Source organism: Actinacidiphila acidipaludis, assembly GCF_019890725.1.
Classification (GTDB): domain Bacteria; phylum Actinomycetota; class Actinomycetes; order Streptomycetales; family Streptomycetaceae; genus Actinacidiphila; species Actinacidiphila acidipaludis.
The window spans coordinates 128,617-143,142 of the sequence record NZ_JAINZZ010000013.1 but is presented as its reverse complement, the minus strand read 5'-3'; the positions used below and the strand labels follow the sequence as shown (position 1 = coordinate 143,142).

13 protein-coding genes are annotated in these 14,526 nt (G+C 73.2%); 4 read left to right on the top strand and 9 right to left on the bottom strand.

Features of this window, described 5'->3' with window-relative positions:
• Window positions 1–47 precede the first annotated feature (47 nt).
• Window positions 48–2,216: a beta-sandwich domain-containing protein gene (locus K7862_RS14030; RefSeq protein WP_222962874.1), complete on the bottom strand. Its 2,169-nt coding sequence runs from the start codon at window positions 2,214–2,216 to the stop codon at window positions 48–50.
• Between the two features lie 292 nt (window positions 2,217–2,508).
• Entirely contained in the window at window positions 2,509–3,294 is a 786-nt protein-coding gene (locus K7862_RS14025) for a DeoR/GlpR family DNA-binding transcription regulator (protein WP_222962873.1), read from the bottom strand.
• A 317-nt stretch (window positions 3,295–3,611) separates the two neighbouring features.
• On the opposite strand from K7862_RS14025, the gene K7862_RS14020 reads away from it, so the two are divergent.
• Window positions 3,612–3,980 carry a VOC family protein gene (locus K7862_RS14020; RefSeq protein ID WP_222962872.1) on the top strand — a complete coding sequence of 123 codons (369 nt, stop codon included), beginning with the start codon at window positions 3,612–3,614 and terminating at the stop codon, window positions 3,978–3,980.
• 125 nt (window positions 3,981–4,105) lie between these two features.
• On the opposite strand, the gene K7862_RS14015 is transcribed toward K7862_RS14020, so the two are convergent.
• A complete protein-coding gene (locus tag K7862_RS14015) occupies window positions 4,106–4,840 on the bottom strand; it encodes a 2OG-Fe(II) oxygenase (RefSeq protein WP_222962871.1) in 735 nt (244 codons plus the stop codon).
• Window positions 4,841–5,119: 279 nt separating this feature from the next.
• On the opposite strand from K7862_RS14015, the gene K7862_RS14010 reads away from it, so the two are divergent.
• Window positions 5,120–5,293 carry a hypothetical protein gene (locus K7862_RS14010; RefSeq protein WP_222962870.1) on the top strand — a complete coding sequence of 58 codons (174 nt, stop codon included), beginning with the start codon at window positions 5,120–5,122 and terminating at the stop codon, window positions 5,291–5,293.
• Between the two features lie 57 nt (window positions 5,294–5,350).
• On the opposite strand, the gene K7862_RS14005 is transcribed toward K7862_RS14010, so the two are convergent.
• Both K7862_RS14005 and K7862_RS14000 read right to left on the bottom strand, forming a co-directional pair.
• The gene (locus tag K7862_RS14005) at window positions 5,351–7,348 is read right to left on the bottom strand and encodes a SpoIIE family protein phosphatase (protein WP_262413129.1); all 1,998 of its coding nucleotides are present in this window, start codon (window positions 7,346–7,348) and stop codon (window positions 5,351–5,353) included.
• A gap of 214 nt (window positions 7,349–7,562) precedes the next feature.
• A complete protein-coding gene (locus tag K7862_RS14000) occupies window positions 7,563–7,826 on the bottom strand; it encodes a hypothetical protein (protein WP_222962869.1) in 264 nt (87 codons plus the stop codon).
• A gap of 421 nt (window positions 7,827–8,247) precedes the next feature.
• On the opposite strand from K7862_RS14000, the gene K7862_RS13995 reads away from it, so the two are divergent.
• The gene (locus K7862_RS13995) at window positions 8,248–9,708 is read left to right on the top strand and encodes a WGR domain-containing protein (RefSeq protein WP_222962868.1); all 1,461 of its coding nucleotides are present in this window, start codon (window positions 8,248–8,250) and stop codon (window positions 9,706–9,708) included.
• A 152-nt stretch (window positions 9,709–9,860) separates the two neighbouring features.
• On the opposite strand, the gene K7862_RS13990 is transcribed toward K7862_RS13995, so the two are convergent.
• Both K7862_RS13990 and K7862_RS38215 read right to left on the bottom strand, forming a co-directional pair.
• Window positions 9,861–10,346 (bottom strand): molybdopterin-dependent oxidoreductase, encoded by a 486-nt coding sequence (locus tag K7862_RS13990; protein WP_222962867.1) that lies wholly within the window; start codon window positions 10,344–10,346, stop codon window positions 9,861–9,863.
• A gap of 210 nt (window positions 10,347–10,556) precedes the next feature.
• The gene (locus K7862_RS38215) at window positions 10,557–11,384 is read right to left on the bottom strand and encodes a lamin tail domain-containing protein (protein ID WP_308011977.1); all 828 of its coding nucleotides are present in this window, start codon (window positions 11,382–11,384) and stop codon (window positions 10,557–10,559) included.
• Between the two features lie 407 nt (window positions 11,385–11,791).
• On the opposite strand from K7862_RS38215, the gene K7862_RS13980 reads away from it, so the two are divergent.
• Window positions 11,792–12,304 carry an RrF2 family transcriptional regulator gene (locus K7862_RS13980; protein WP_222962891.1) on the top strand — a complete coding sequence of 171 codons (513 nt, stop codon included), beginning with the start codon at window positions 11,792–11,794 and terminating at the stop codon, window positions 12,302–12,304.
• Between the two features lie 62 nt (window positions 12,305–12,366).
• Here K7862_RS13980 and K7862_RS13975 read toward each other — a convergent pair whose 3' ends face one another.
• Both K7862_RS13975 and K7862_RS13970 read right to left on the bottom strand, forming a co-directional pair.
• Window positions 12,367–13,614 carry an NAD(P)/FAD-dependent oxidoreductase gene (locus K7862_RS13975; protein ID WP_222962866.1) on the bottom strand — a complete coding sequence of 416 codons (1,248 nt, stop codon included), beginning with the start codon at window positions 13,612–13,614 and terminating at the stop codon, window positions 12,367–12,369.
• 13 nt (window positions 13,615–13,627) lie between these two features.
• Complete coding sequence (locus tag K7862_RS13970; protein ID WP_222962865.1) at window positions 13,628–14,437, bottom strand: helix-turn-helix transcriptional regulator; 810 nt, start codon at window positions 14,435–14,437, stop codon at window positions 13,628–13,630.
• Between the last annotated feature and the right edge of the window lie 89 nt (window positions 14,438–14,526).

Genomic DNA, 14,526 nt, shown 5'->3' with positions numbered 1-14,526 from the left:
CCGGCGGATCACGCCGGCGGGGCCCGCCGTTCACCACTTGCGGCCCGTTACGGTGTGACCGCGAGGGCGAAGACGTGGATCGCGGGCTGGTTGGGCAGGGTGACCGTGCGCACGGTCTTCCCGGCGGTCAGCGGGACGGTGTTGGAGAACACCCGATAGGTGACTCCGTAGTTGGCCGGTCCGGCCTGGGTGTTGCGGTGGTCCATGGCCAGGGCGGTCTTGGCGCCGTAGTCGGTCGTGGTGGAGCAGCACCAGTTCGGGAAGCCGAGGGTGCCGGTGCTGGTGGTGCCGTCGGTATAGGTCACCACGACCTGGCCGGAGGTGAAGCCGGTCTCGGTGCCGAGGAAGGCCAACGCGCTTCCCTGACCGGACAGTTCGATCGCCTCGCCGGCGGTCGCCACGTTGTCCGGGGTGCCGGGCGCGGCCGTCGGCCATGTGAACGTCAGGCCGTTGGCGGTGATCGTGGCGCCTGGGGTGGCGCCGGCCGCGGCGAGCGCGTCGGCGGAGTAACTGTCGCCGCCGCCGTCGAGGTTGCCCGGCGCGGTGTCGCTCTCCAGCGTCGCCCCCACGTTGTTGAACGCGTCGGCGAGCGTCGGGTACGGCACCACCGAGGTGATGGTCAGCGGGCCGCTGACCGAGTCGCCGCCGGCCGCTCCCGCGACGTAGCGCGCGGTGGCGGTGACGGTGCTGACGGTGGTGCCGGGCGCCGCCCTGGGCGCCGTGACGGTGACCTTGGCGGTGGCGGTCTCCCCGGCCCCGACCCGGTTGACACGGACCGTGGACGGGGTGACCGTCCAGCCCGCGGGGGCGGTCAGGGCGATCGTGGTGTCGGACAGTCCGGTCGGGCCGAGGTCGGACAGGCCCAGGGTGTAGGTGCCGGGGTGGTCGGCGGTGCTGACGTCGTGCCAGGTGATCGTGGTGGCGGGAGCGGTGAAGCGGTCACCGCCGGGGCTGACCCGGTAGAGCACGGTGGCGTGCGGCGGGACGTCGGCGGCGATGGTGCCGGTGGTCCGGGTGACGTGCTTGGCCACCAGGTCCTTCAGGACGAACGACGAGCCGGGGCCGAACCCCGCGGTGGCCGCGGAGGTGGTGATGGTCTGCGCGGAGTCGGACGTGTTGAACAGTGCGACGGCGCGGTCGCCGTTGGCCAGCGGCTTGGAGAGCACGTCGTAGCCGTCGCCCTGCTGGACGAGGCGGCCCTGGAGTCCCTCGGGGTCCTGGTCGACGGCGATGACGTCGCTGTTGCCGAGGACGCTCAGGGCGTCGGCGGACAGGTGGGTGAGGTCGGTGCTGGAGATCAGCGGGGCGGCCATCACCGACCACAGCGACATCTGGCTCTGGATCTCGTCGCGGGTCAGCCCCGAGTCGCCGGCCAGCAGGAAGTCCGGGTCGTTCCACCGGCCGGGACTCTGCAGGCCGGCCAGCCCCACGTTGTAGCCGTAGTTGTACTTCAGGGAGCTCCACTTGGCGGCGGCGCTCTCCTGGCCGAGGGCGACGTCCGCGCCCTCCCGCCACAGGTTGCCGACCTGCGCGGACCAGCCGATGACCTTGTCCCAGTCGGGCCCGTCCTCGAAGTAGGCGGGCGCGGAGACCGAGAAGACCATCGGGCGGCCGGTGTTCAGCATCGCCTGGCTCCACGCCGCATAGGTGTCGTGGTAGCTCTGCTCGTCCGTCTCGCCGGGCTTGGTCGGCACGTTGCAGCCGTCGAGCTTGACGTAGTCGACGCCCCACTTCGCGAACAGGTCGGCGTCCTGCTGCCAGTGGCCGAGGGAGCCGGGGTAGCCGCCGCAGGTGGCCGTGCCGGCGTCCTCGTAGATGCCGAACTTCAGCCCCATCGAGTGGAGTTGGGCGCCGACCCAGTCCATGCCGTGCGGGAACTTCACGGGGTCGGAGACGAGGTTGCCCGAGCTGTCGCGGGCGTGCGCCATCCAGCAGTCGTCGGTGGTGACCGTGTCGTAGCCCTTGGCGGCGAGGCCGCTGCTCACCAGGGCCCGCGCGTTGCCGAGGATGGTGTTCTCGTCGATGTCGCACTGGTAGTACGACCAGTCGTTCCATCCCATGGGCGGGGTGGGCGCGTAGTTGGGGTACTGCGCGGCGGTCGCGGGAGTGGCCGCGGCCCCTGAGGGGGCGGCGGCCACGAGCCCGGCGACGGCGATGGCGAGCGAGCCACAGCCGGCGGCGGCTCTGCGCAGCCGCCGGGCAAGGGGTGATGTCACGGGGGCAACCTCACTGATCGGTCGGGCCGCTCACGCGGCTGATCCAGAACCGTTGCGAGGACCATCTAGGCAGCAATGCGCAGAGCTGACAAGAGTGTTGCCACAACACGCAGAAACACGCAGCACCACACAGGCAGTGCGCAGTCGTCGGAGCTGCCGGGACGTCAGGCAGCGCCGAGCGGCGAGCCGGTGACATTCCGGCCGAGCCGTGGAGGAGGGCGGCAAGGGACGTCGGGCCGGCCCATCGGAACGGCGGGGAGGGGTCAGACGCGGGGGGAACAGCCGGCGGCCGTCAGACGCAAGTCACCTCGACGCCCTGCGCGGTGAACCGCTCGACGAGCTCGTCCGGCGCGTCCTTGTCGGTGATCAGCACGGCGATCGCGGCGATGTCGCAGACCTGGGCGAACGCCCGCTTGCCGAGCTTGGTGGAGTCGGCGACCACGATGACCTTCTCGGCGCGCTCGGCCATGGCCCGGTTGGCGCTGGCCTCGCCCTCGTCGTGGGTCGCCGCGCCGAACACCGGATCGACCGCGTTGACGCCGATGATCGCGTAGTCCAGGGAGATCGCCTGCAGCACCATGGTGGCCAACGGGCCGGTCAGCTCGTAGGAGTTGGGCCGTGCCACACCGCCGGTGACCACGGTCTTCACATACGGCCGGACGGCCAGCTCGTTCGCGATGTTGATCGCGTTGGTGACGATGGTCAGGGCGGTGGCGGTGCCCCGGTCGGCCAGGTCGGCGCGGATCGCCAGCTCCCGGGCGACGTCCGACGCGGTCGTCCCGCCGTTGACGCCGACCACCGCTCCCGGCGGGACGAGGCCGGCCGCCGCCTTGGCGATGCGGTGCTTCTCGTCGGCCTGGCGGGCGGCCTTGTAACGCAGCGGCAGATCATAGGCGACACCGCTGAGCACGGCCCCGCCGCGGGTACGGGTCAGCAGTTGCTGGCGGGCGAGCTCCTCCATGTCGCGGCGGACGGTGGCCGTGGAGACCTCCAGCAGTTCGGCCGCCTCGGCGACCTGGATGCGGCCCTTCTCCCCCAGGATCTCCAGCAGCCGCGTCCACCGCTCGTGCGTCCCCATCGCCGCTCCACTTCCCGTCTTCCCCGCTCGGAAGGCCGAGAGTATCGCGCACCCGGTCACGGAGCACTGGCCCTGCGGAGACTTGCTCATTCATGACACATCGCGCACCGATGCGTCATCATCGCTCACGATGTCGCACCGGACGCCAGGCGGGCACCGGGCCGGGGCGCTGAGCACTTACGCGCCGCGAAGTGCGCAACGGGACGGCGCAGTCGTCACGACGGTGGCGCGTCGGCGGCTCACCGAGAACACGGGCGCGCGGGATGCGGGACGCGGAACGCGGCGGGGTTGTCGGTGGGCGGTGCGACGATGGGTGGATGCTGAGCATCGGTTCGGTGGTGGTGGGTGTCGCGGACGTGGCCCGGGCGGCGGCGTTCTGGCAGGCGGCCCTCGGATATGTGCCGCGCGAGGAGATGACCGACGACTGGGTGGTGCTGGTCCCGGCCGCGGGGACGGGTCCGCAGGTTTCCCTCGGCCTGAGCGAGACGCCCCTGCAGGAGCGGCCACGCGTCCACCTCGACCTGTACGCCGGGGACGCGGCGGACCAGGCCGCGGAGGTGGAGCGCCTGCTCTCCCTGGGCGCCACCCGCGTGGACTGGGACCTCTACCCGGAGGACCCGGACTTCGTGGTCCTCGCGGACACCGAGGGCAACCGCTTCTGCGTGATCGACACCGGCCACGGCTGACCACCGGCCGCCGCCCGGGCCCGGGCCATCCCGTTCAGGGCGCCCGCCCGGACCACCCCGCCCCGGGCCATCGGACTCAGCGGCACGCTGTTCCGGGCGGCTCGCGCGGAAGGCTGGGCGGTCACTCACGCCGCGTCGTGGAAGACCAGCCCGAGGGTGTGCCGGCGGCCCGACCGCACCGTGCTGACGCCGTGCCGCATGGGCGCCGTGGACCAGCCTCGGCTCGACCGCACGGGGCGGTCTCGGGTGGTGAACACCAGGCCGCGCCCCTGGGGCAGCACGGTGGCGGACCCCCTCGACTGGGCGCGGGGCCGCTGCTCGGTCATCAGGAACTCGCCGCCGGTGAAGTCCGCGCCGGGCGCGTCGAGTCCCACGACCACCTGCAGCGGGAAGACCATGTCGCCGAAGACGTCGCGGTGCAGGGCGTTCCAGTCCCCCGCGCCGTACCGCAGCAGGATCTGCGCCGACCGCGTCTGGCCGGCCTCGTGGCACATCGCGATCCACTCGTCGAGCCGGTCCGGCCACGGGGCGGGCCGGCCGAGCCGGTCCGCCCACGTGCGGGCGACGGGCAGCAGCAACGGGTAGAACGCGGCGCGCAGAGCGGCGACGGGCGCGGGCAGGTCGTGGGTGAAGTACCGGTACCGGCCGGATCCGAAGCGGTGGCGGGCCATGTCCACGGTCGAGCGGAAGAGCGACTCGTCGTCGTACAGGCCGGCGATCGCGTGGCACTCCCCGGCAGTGAGCAGCGGGCCGGTCAGCGCGCTGCCGTGGGCGTCGAGTTCGGCGCCGACGGCGTCCCAGTCGGTGGCGGCCACGCGTGCGGCGAGGGTGCCGGCGTTCCGGCGGACGGTCGTGGTCATGGTGCTGGTCCTCCGCTGTGCGGTGCGGTCGAGCCGGGCGCCTGGGCCTTCCGCGTCCGGGCCGTACCGCGTCGGTCTCCCCCAGCGTCGGCCCTCGCCCGCGCCGGTGCTGGCGGGATTCGGACGCCACGGCCTCCGTTCCGGGCCGCACCCCACCGAGCCGGAGACGCCGTCACCCTCTTGACAGGTGACGCAACGGGACGCGAGACTGAACCCGTCATCACCGGTCTGACCGGTGTCTGGCCGGGGGCCAGGGACATGGGACCACAGGAGGACGAGATGACTCACGAGAAGCTCGCGGACCGCGAGGCCGCGGCGGCACGCCGGGCACGGTTCGGAACCCTGCCGGAGCACATCCGGCTGGAGGACACCGTCGAGGTCAGGCCGGTGGCCCCGGCCCCGGACCGGGACACCTTCAGCGCCGACGACTGGCTGGTGCACACCACCCTCTGAGGCATCTGAGACATCTGAGGCAATGTGTGACCCTGAGTACACGCGCGGAGGACCGCGTCAGCACGCCTCGGCGATCAGCAGCGCGATGTCGTCCGGGTGGTCCGGCGGCGGAAGCGCCGACAGCAGCCGGTCACAGGTGTCCTGCAGGGGGATGCGCGGCTGGGTGAGCAGATCCAGCAGGGCCCGCAGCCGTTCCTCCAGGTGGTGGCCGCGGCTCTCGACGAGGCCGTCGGTGTACAGCACCAGCCGGTCACCGGGCTCGAGGTCCACGGTGGTCGTCGTGAACGGCACCCCGCCCACTCCGAGCGGCACCCCGGCCGGGAGGTCGAGCAGGACCGGCGGCCGGTGCGCGTGGGCCAGCACCGGCGGCGGATGGCCGGCCAGCGAGATGCGGCACTGGGCGCGGTGCGGGTCGTACACGGCGTAGACGCAGGTCGCGATGATCTCCTCGAGCTCGTGCGTGGCCTCGTCGAGGTGGTGGAGTATCTCGGACGGGTCGAGGTCGAGCCGGGCCAGGGTGCGGGTGACGGTGCGCAACTGGCCCATGGTGGCCGCGGCGTTGATGCCGTGGCCCATGACGTCGCCGACCACCAGCGCGGTCTTGCCGCCGGCGAGCCGGATGGTGTCGAACCAGTCGCCGCCCGCCTCCTGCGCGGTCCCGGCCGGCTGGTACCGGTAGGCGACCTCCAGCCCGGCCAGCTGCGGCGGGCGCTGCGGCAGCAGGTGCCGCTGGAGGGCCACCGCGGCGTGGCGCTGCCGCTGGTACCAGCGCGCGTTGTCGATGCAGACGGCCGCCCGCGCGGCGAGTTCGCCCGCCAGCACGGCGTCGTCCTCGGTGAACGGGTTGGGGTTGCGGGTGCGCGCGAGGTCCAGGACGCCGAGGACCTGGCCGCGGGCGATCAGCGGCACGATCAGGTACGAGTGCAGCCCGGCCTCCTCCCAGGCCGCGGCGGACTCCGGGTCGCGGGCGATGCGCCGCAGGTCCCCCGGCAGGACACGGGCGACGAGGATCGGGCGCCGGGTGCGGGTGGCCTGCGTGACCAGCCGGTGGGCGGCGTAGGAGGCGATCTCGCCCGCGGGGTCGGCCGCGCCGACGGCCTCCATGTGATACGACGAGGCGACCGCCAGGGCGCGGAAGCGGGCCGGGCCGTGGCTGGGCACGGCGGGGTCGTCCTCGCGCAGCACGGAGTCCAGGACGTCGACCGCGGCCACGTCGGCGAGGTCGGTCACCACGACGTCGGCGAGTTCGCGGGCCGTGCGTTCCAGGTCGAGCGTGGTGCCGATGCGCACCGAGGCGTTGGCGATCACCGCCAGCCGCCGGCGCGCCTCCGCCGCCTCGGAAGCCGCCCGGAACTGGTCGGATATGTCGACGACGGAGATGGCCACGCCGATGACGCGGCCCGAGGGGTCGTCGAGGCGGTAGTAGGACACGGACCAGGTGTGGTCGACGTCCGGGTCCGCGGCGGTGCGGCCGCTGCGGATCCGGTCCAGCAGCGGCTCGCCGCTGGTGAGCACCTGCCGCATGTCGGCCTCGATGGCGTCGGTGTCCAGCATCGGCACCACGTCGCGGACCGGGCGTCCCAGATGCTCGGCGGCGGGAACCCCGGTGATCTCCTCCATGACCGGATTGACCAGCACGTAGTTCAGGTCGCCGTCGAGCACGGCCAGGCCGATCGGCGAGTGGGAGACCAGGCCGACGGTGAGGGCCACGTCGCGTTCGAGGTCGCGCAGGGTGGTCTCGTCGGTGGCCAGGCCCAGCGCGAAGAAGTCGCCGCGCTCGTCCTGCAGCCGGACGTTGCGGAACTCCACCGGACGGGTGCTGCCGTCCTTGTGGCGGATGGGGAAGACCCCGGCCCAGGCCTCGCCGCCGGTCATCACCTTCTCGAACAGCGACAGGACGATGTCGAGGTGCTCCTCGGCGACCATCATCCCGGCCGCCTCACGGCCCAGGGCCTCCTCGGCGGTCCAGCCGAAGATCTGCTCGGCCTGCGGGCTCCACAGCACGATCCGGCCGCGGGCGTCGAGCACCACCGCCGCGACGCCCAGCACGTCCATCAGACCGCCGGGCTCCGACGTGATCACACCCCCGGGGTCGGCCACGGCCCGCAGGCCGTCGGAGGTACTCGCCACGCGGCCTCCTTTCCCCAGGTCACCGCACCACGCGCGCCACCGCTTCGCGGCGGCCGCGACGGGCCATATCTGCATCCTGCGCGCACGTCCCATGGTCTCTCCGCCCCACCCGGGCGGCAGCCCGGGAGCCTCGGTCCGCTCAGGCGGACCGGTGCCGGATCCAGACGTCCGGCTCACCGTACCCGCCGCGCCCGGCGCCGGGACCCCGGGCGGCGATCCGGTCGCCGTCCGTCGCCGCCGTGCGGCGGGCGGGGAAGCTCTCCGCCGTCCGGCCGGGCAGCGCGTTCCCGGCCAGGTCGTCCAGGACGAGGACCGGCCGGCTCTCGCCGGTCTCGCGGGCCCGGCCGATGAGCTCATGCCGCTCGGCGGGCGTCGTGACGCGCAGGGCGCCTGGGGAGTCCATGCGTGCACTGTAGGGCTCTCGTGGCGCGGCGGGGCCCCGGGGGGCGGTAATTCCCCTCCGGGGCCCCTGAGTTGTGACAGCCAGGGCGGATCCGTGGGGCCGGCTACGAGGTCTACACCTCGGTCGATCCGTCGACCGGCGCCGGCCACGCGTGCGACGCCACGCACGGAACGACCGTGGAGAGCAGCGGGATCCAGCTCTACGCCGGCGGGTGGACCCGCGCGACAGCGCAGAACGCGCCGCTGTCCTCGGCGCCGCCCTGGGCGGCGGCCAACGCCTGAGTCCGGGAGGGGCTCCCGCCGGGACCGGCGGGACTGTCAGTGGCGGCGACTACGTTCTCAGATGTCGCCAACGACCACTGCGTACGGGCCATTCGGCCCGTACGGCTCCCGACCCCACGCCCTCCGTGAAGGGGACAGCCATGTCCACTGCCGCCGCCGTCAACACGCCGACCACGACGTATCTGGAGCTGTCGGAGGAGGGAAATGGCTCGCACAAGTTCTACGAGGTGGTGCGTGACGGCACCGAGGTGACGATCACCTTCGGCCGCATCGGCGAGCCGGGCCAGACGAGGACGACGGCGTACGCCACCGCGCAGCAGGCGGAGGCCGAGGCGGCGAAGAAGATCGGCGCCAAGGTCCGCAAGGGGTACGCGCCCGCGGTGCGCGGCGTGCGCCAGCGGCGTGCGGTGACCCGGCGGGAGATCGTCAGCCGCCGCTCCACCGCTGAACAGGCCCCGCTGCTCTGGCGTTTCCGTTCCGGCTCGCCCGCGTTCGGGATCTTCGTCGACGACGAGCGGGTGTGGGTCGGCAACCAGGCCGGTGACGTCTTCACCCTCACGCCCGGCGGCCGGGTCACCGCGCGCTTCGGCCTGCCGGACGGCGTGAAGTGCATCGTGGCCGACGACTTCTGGATCTACGCGGGCTGTGACGACGGCCGGGTGTACGACCTCAGCGGCAAGGTCCCGCACGTGGCGTACGAGATAGCCGACGACGTCGACATCTACTGGCTCGACATCCACGACGGCGTGCTCGGGGTGTCCGACGCCCGCGGCGGGGTGACGACGGTCGACCACGAGGACGAGTTCCAGTGGCGGCGGGCCGGCCACGGCACCCACGCCTGGATGGTCCGGTGCGACGACGAGGGCGTCTACCACGGCGACTCCCACGGCGTGGCCATGTACGGCGCGCGGGACGGCGCGCCGCGCTGGACCACGCCGACCCAGGGCCAGGTGCTCTTCGGCTGGCAGGAGCGGGACGAGGTGTTCGCCGGCACCTCACGCGGCTGGGTGCACCGGCTCGCCAAGGCCGACGGCGCGGAACGGGCCCGCTACCGCTGCGACTCCGCGGTGTTCTCCTGCGCGACCTCGCCGGACGGCCGTTACGTCTTCGCCGGCGACAACCACTCGTCGGTGTACTGCTTCTCCGCGGACGGCACCCGGCTGTGGAAGCTGGCCACCGGCTGCGGTTCCGCGTACTCGATGCAGTACCGCGACGAGCGCCTGTACCTGGTGACCACGGACGGCTCGCTGGCCTGCATCGACGCCGGCGAGACCGCGGTGCGCGAGGCGCGGGCCGGACGGCTGCCCGACACCGCGGACATCAAGGCCACCGGCTGGGAGCGTGTGGTGCCGGCCCGCGCGGTGGAGACCGTGGTCGTGGACGCGGGCGCGGCCGCGGCGGGCGGCGTGGTCGTCGAGTGCTACCAGGAGGGCGCGCGCACCCGCGTCCGGGTCGTCTCGCCGGGCTACGACCCCGCGTGGCACGTCCAGTTCCCGAAGGACATCCGCACACCGGGCGTCCGCTACCTCGTCACCGAGCTGCACGCCGCCTCCCGCGGCGGCTTCTACCGGACCCGCGGTGAGATCCGCCGCCTGGGCTGACGCCGGTCGAAGCGCCCCGGCCGTCCTGGCCGTTCTGGCCGTCGTTTCCGTCCTGGCGCCCAGCCTCCGGGGCCGAGCGGGTCAGGCGAAGGCCGGGGCCCCACCCCGCGGGCCCCGGCCGTCCCCCGTTCGCCCGCTCGCGCCGGGGGCCTTCAGGCCCACGCGGTGTAGCGGCCGTCCACCCGGATCGCCTGGATTCCGCTGACGTAGCGGGCCCCGCAGCGGTCCTGGGGCAGGACGAGTTGGGGTCCGGCGCGGTCCAGCCGGTTCCCGTCGAGCGTCACGGCGAGCAGGACCGGAGCTCGCCCGAAGTCGGGGTCGATCTCCGCCCAGGACAGCACGGCGCGGTGGCCGTCCACGCCCCGGACCGCGATGAGGAACCGCAGCCGGTCTTTGCGGCGCCCGGGGTCGAAGCCCGGGCCGGCGTCGCTGAGGACGTCGTGCAGGAGCGGACCGGTGAAGGTGTGCTGCTGGACGCCGCTGGTGGCGCACTCGAAAGCCACCGTCGCGCTGTGCTGCCGCCAGACGAGGAGTTCCGCCACGGTCAGGCGGGCCGGCCGCGCCAGATCGCCCGACAGCACGACCTCCGCCGTCGGGCCGGCCGACGACTCGCCGGCCGTGGCAAGTGACCATCCCACGGCACCCACCTCCTCGGGCAGAGGACTACCCGCGCCGACCCCCGAGGCAAACGCACATGCGACGAAGCTCGCCGCAACACACCGCAGATGCAAGGCGGTTCGCCAGTCGCCACTCGCAGATGCGGAACAGCGAAAGGAAAGCCCCGCCACTCTGGGGAAAGGAGTGGCGGGGCTCTGCGACGGGCCAGGCCCCGTCACAGGTGGGACGGGTCAGCCACGAAGGTCACGGCCCCCGTGGTTGCTGCCCGGGGTGTTGCCGTGGTGGTCACCGAGGTTCGTGCCGTGGCTGGCGCCGCGGTCGTCGCCCCTGTGGTCCCCACGGTTGTCGCCCCGGTTGTCACCGCGGTTGTCGCCCCGGTTGTCACCGCGGTGGTCGCCCTTGTGGTCACCGCGGTCGTCACCACGGTGGTCCCGGTCGTCACCACGGTGGTCCCGGTCGTCACCACGGTGGTCCCGGTTGTCGCCGCGGTGGTCGCGGTCGTCACCCTTGTGGTCCCGGTGGTCACCCTTGTGGTCGTTCCGGTGGTCCACGGGGTAGCCGCCGCGGTGGTCGCGGTCACGGTCGCGGTCACCACGGTGGTCCCGGTGACCCCAGGACTTGGTGTCGACGAGGCGGCCGAAGCTGTCGCGCAGCGTCGCGGTGTCGTCGTTGTCCCACGCGTAGGTGCGACGGTCCTGGTAGACGTCGGTCCGGGTGTCGTGACCGATGCCGGTGTGGACCCGCACCGAGGCATGGCCGGCCAGCCGGAGGTGGTGGAACCGGTAGGCGTGGTGGTCGTCGCCGGACAGGGTCCAGCCCGACAGGTCCACGCTGTACCGGCCGACGTTGACGACCGTGACCCACTCCGCGTTCAGCGAGGTGTTGCTACGGTTGTCGAACCCGGGGCTGTCGTACTGGATGGCTCCCAGCACGACCTGGGAACGCACCGGGTAGTGGCTGCGGCCGTGGTCCGCGGCGGCGGCGGGCATCGCCGCTGCGGCGATCGCGGCACCGGCGACGATCGTGGTCGCAGCCAGACGGGAAGCGAGACGGGACACTCCTGTCCCCTTTCAGACAGGGCACACCCCTTGGGAAGGGTGCGCCGGTGGTACTCCTCCCCGGCACGAGCGCCGAGGAGGAAACCACCGTGACTCGGACAAACCCGCCGTCCCCACGCAAACACCCCTTGTTACAGTTCGCGGACATCTCCGTGACTCTCGGCTGTGGGACGCACGCACCGCCGCGTCCGGGCGCGCCGGATCGCGTTTCGCCCGGCAGGAGCCCCTGCGCCACCCCGAACAGCCGTACGCCGCCGCCGCGTCCGCCGCCGGGCCCTGGGTAACAGCCGCGGTCGAGAAGCGGGATCAAGCGACAGACACGCCCGCCGTCCGGGCGGCTGCGGGGCCTCCCGGCAGCAGGTCAGCGGCAAGCGCCGTGTGCCGGACATCGGAGTACGCGCACGAAACTGTCGGGCGGCGTCGAGTGGGCACTGCACTGCTGCGTCGTGCTGACCACCGCGTCCGCCCCCGTACCCGCCGCGCGGCTGGCCGAGCTGCACGACGTCTCGGGCAGCTACCTGGCCAAGCAGTTGCAGGCGCTGTCGCGGGCGGGACTGGTGAACTCGGTCCAGGGCAAGGCGGGCGGCTACGTCCTCACCCGCTCCCCCGAACTGCTCAGCGTCCTGGAGGTCGTGGCGGCCGTCGACGGGCCGCAGCCCGCCTTCGTCTGCACGGAGATCCGGCAGCGCGGCCCGCTGGCTGCCGCACCGGAGGACTGCACCCGGCCGTGCGCCATCACCCGGGCGATGGCCTCGGCCGAGGCCGCGTGGCGGGCGGCACTGCGGGACGTCTCGGTCGCCGACCTGGCCCGCGGGGTCGACGAGGACTACGGCCCCACCGCGCTCGCGGGGATCAGCGGGTGGCTGGCCGTCCCGGACGACCGCAGCGGCGACAGCGGAGGTCCCGCTGCCGGCCGCTGACCGGCCGGGAGCGGGACCCTCTCCGTCGTAGCTCCGCCCGTACGCCCTTCAGGGTGCGGCGGTCAGTCCGAGGTGGACGCCCCCGCAAGGTCGGTGAGCGGTACGTCGGTGTCCGCCAGCCGGTCGGTGTCGACCGGCTTCCCCGCGGTGATGATGGCGCGGATGGGATCGGTCACGTCCCACACGTTGACGTTCATCCCCGCCAGCACGCGGCCGTCGGAGAGCCAGAAGGCGATGTACTCGCCGCCGTCCGGCTCGCCGCGGAACACCACCTGGTCGTAGCCCCCGGCCGGCACGTAGCCGGTGTACTCCATGCCGAGGTCGTACTGGTCGGTGAAGAAGTACGGCAGCCGCTCGTAGGCGGCGTCCTGGCCGAGCATCGCCCTGGCGGCCGTCAGCGGCTGGTTGAGCGCGTTGGCCCAGTGCTCGACCCGGATGCGCCGGCCGAGCAGGGGGTGCATCGCGCTCGCCACGTCACCCGCGGCGTACACGTCGGGGTGCGAGGAGCGCAGGTGGGCGTCGACGTGGACGCCGTCGTCGACCTGGAGGCCGGCCGCGACCGCCAGCCCGGTGTTCGGGGTGACGCCGAGTCCGGCGATGACGGCCTCCGCGGGGATGTGGGTGCCGTCGTCCAGCCGGACGCCGTCCACCCGGCCGCCGCTCCCGGTCACCTCGGAGACGCGGACGCCGCAGCGCAGGTCCACCCCGTGCGCGGTGTGCAGGTCGGCGAAGTGGCGGGCGGCCTCGGGGCCCAGGACGCGCACGAGCGGCAGCTCGGCCATCTCCAGCACGGTGACCTCGACGCCCGCGGCGCGCGCCGCGGCCGCGGTCTCCAGGCCGATCCAGCCGGCGCCGATCACCACGACGCGCCCGACGGACGCGTAGGTCTGCTTGATCCGGTCGCTGTCGGCCAGGCGGCGCAGGGTGAGCACCCCCTCCAAGTCGCCGCCCTGCACCGGCAGCCGGCGCGGGGTGGAGCCGGTGGCCAGCAGCAGCTTGGCGAACTCCACCCGGCCGCCGCCGGCGAGCGTCACCTCGTGGGCCGCGAGGTCGATGGCGGTGGCCGAGGTGCCGAGGCGCAGGTCGACGTCGTGGTCGGCGTACCACTGCTCGGGATGCACGAAAACGGAGTCCCTCGACTCCTTGCCCAGCAGATAGCCCTTGGACAGCGCCGGCCGTTCGTACGGGTGCTCGGTCTCGTCGCCGAGCAGGACGAGCGGTCCGTCGTACCCCTCCTCACGCAGGTGCTGGGCGGCCTTCCCTCCGGCCAGGCCCCCTCCGACGATCACGAACGGCTTCTGTGGCGCCATCGTTCCTCTTCTCCTACTCGTTGGCGGTCGGTGCGGCACGGGGGTCCGCACGCGTCTCCGCGCGGACCTCCACACAGCACCGGCCGGGGTGCGGCGCGAGCACGGCCCGGACACCGGCGGTCCGCAGACCGGTCAGCAGCCCGCACATGAAGGCGCGGTTGATCCCGCAGACGAGCTCCGGCGAGCGCGCGGCGAGGGGGTGGAACGGGCAGTTGAGCAGGCGCAGTTCGGTCGGGGCGGGCCGGTCGGGCTCGAAGCCGTAGCGCTCCAGTACGGACTGGGTGAGCGTCACGGACCGTTCGGGACCGAGCCGTCCCGCGCCGCCGCCGGCCCGCACCGCCGCGCCGATCTCCTCGCCGCGGAGACGGGCCGTGCGCAGGGCCGCGGCCCGTGCGTCCTCGCCTTGTTCCTGGCCGGCCACCGCGTCGACGAGGATCTCCGCGAGGACGTCGGGGCGGCGCTCCGGGATGCTGATGCGGAAGTGGGTGCCGGCCCGTTCGTAGACCTTGGGCCGGCGGCCGACCCGCGGCGTCCCGCCGGGAGTGCCGTAGCCGGACCGCAGCAGACCGGCGGCGACCAGCTTGTCCAGGTGGAAGGCGGCCAGCTTGGCCGATATCCCGGCGTCGGCGGCCGCCTCCTCCCGGGTCACCGGGCGGCGCGCGCGGCGGACGAAGCCGTAGAGGCCGCGGCGGACCGGGTCGGCGAGGACCGCGACGGCCTCGACGTCCGGGCCCGCCTCCGCGTCCGCCCCGGCGTACCCGCCCGCGGGGGCGTCCGTGCCCGGCACGGCGCCCGGGGCGCCCGGCTCCGACGCAGCAGTCATGTCTCCACGGTAACGCCAACAGGCGCTGGTGATACTCATCCAGGCATGAGTTCCTGGCTGGCCTTGACGCCTGATGAAAATAACACCAA

Excerpts from the sequence above, each read along its gene's own strand:
- K7862_RS13970 (WP_222962865.1), bottom strand. The coding sequence starts at position 14,437 with ATGACTGCTGCGTCGGAGCCGGGCGCCCCGGGCGCCGTGCCGGGCACG.
- K7862_RS14015 (WP_222962871.1), bottom strand. The coding sequence starts at position 4,840 with ATGACCACGACCGTCCGCCGGAACGCCGGCACCCTCGCCGCACGCGTG.
- K7862_RS14005 (WP_262413129.1), bottom strand. The coding sequence starts at position 7,348 with ATGGACGTGCTGGGCGTCGCGGCGGTGGTGCTCGACGCCCGCGGCCGG.
- K7862_RS13975 (WP_222962866.1), bottom strand. The coding sequence starts at position 13,614 with ATGGCGCCACAGAAGCCGTTCGTGATCGTCGGAGGGGGCCTGGCCGGA.
- K7862_RS14025 (WP_222962873.1), bottom strand. The coding sequence starts at position 3,294 with ATGGGGACGCACGAGCGGTGGACGCGGCTGCTGGAGATCCTGGGGGAG.
- K7862_RS13995 (WP_222962868.1), top strand. The coding sequence starts at position 8,248 with ATGTCCACTGCCGCCGCCGTCAACACGCCGACCACGACGTATCTGGAG.
- K7862_RS14020 (WP_222962872.1), top strand. The coding sequence starts at position 3,612 with ATGCTGAGCATCGGTTCGGTGGTGGTGGGTGTCGCGGACGTGGCCCGG.
- K7862_RS14000 (WP_222962869.1), bottom strand. The coding sequence starts at position 7,826 with ATGGACTCCCCAGGCGCCCTGCGCGTCACGACGCCCGCCGAGCGGCAT.
- K7862_RS14010 (WP_222962870.1), top strand. The coding sequence starts at position 5,120 with ATGACTCACGAGAAGCTCGCGGACCGCGAGGCCGCGGCGGCACGCCGG.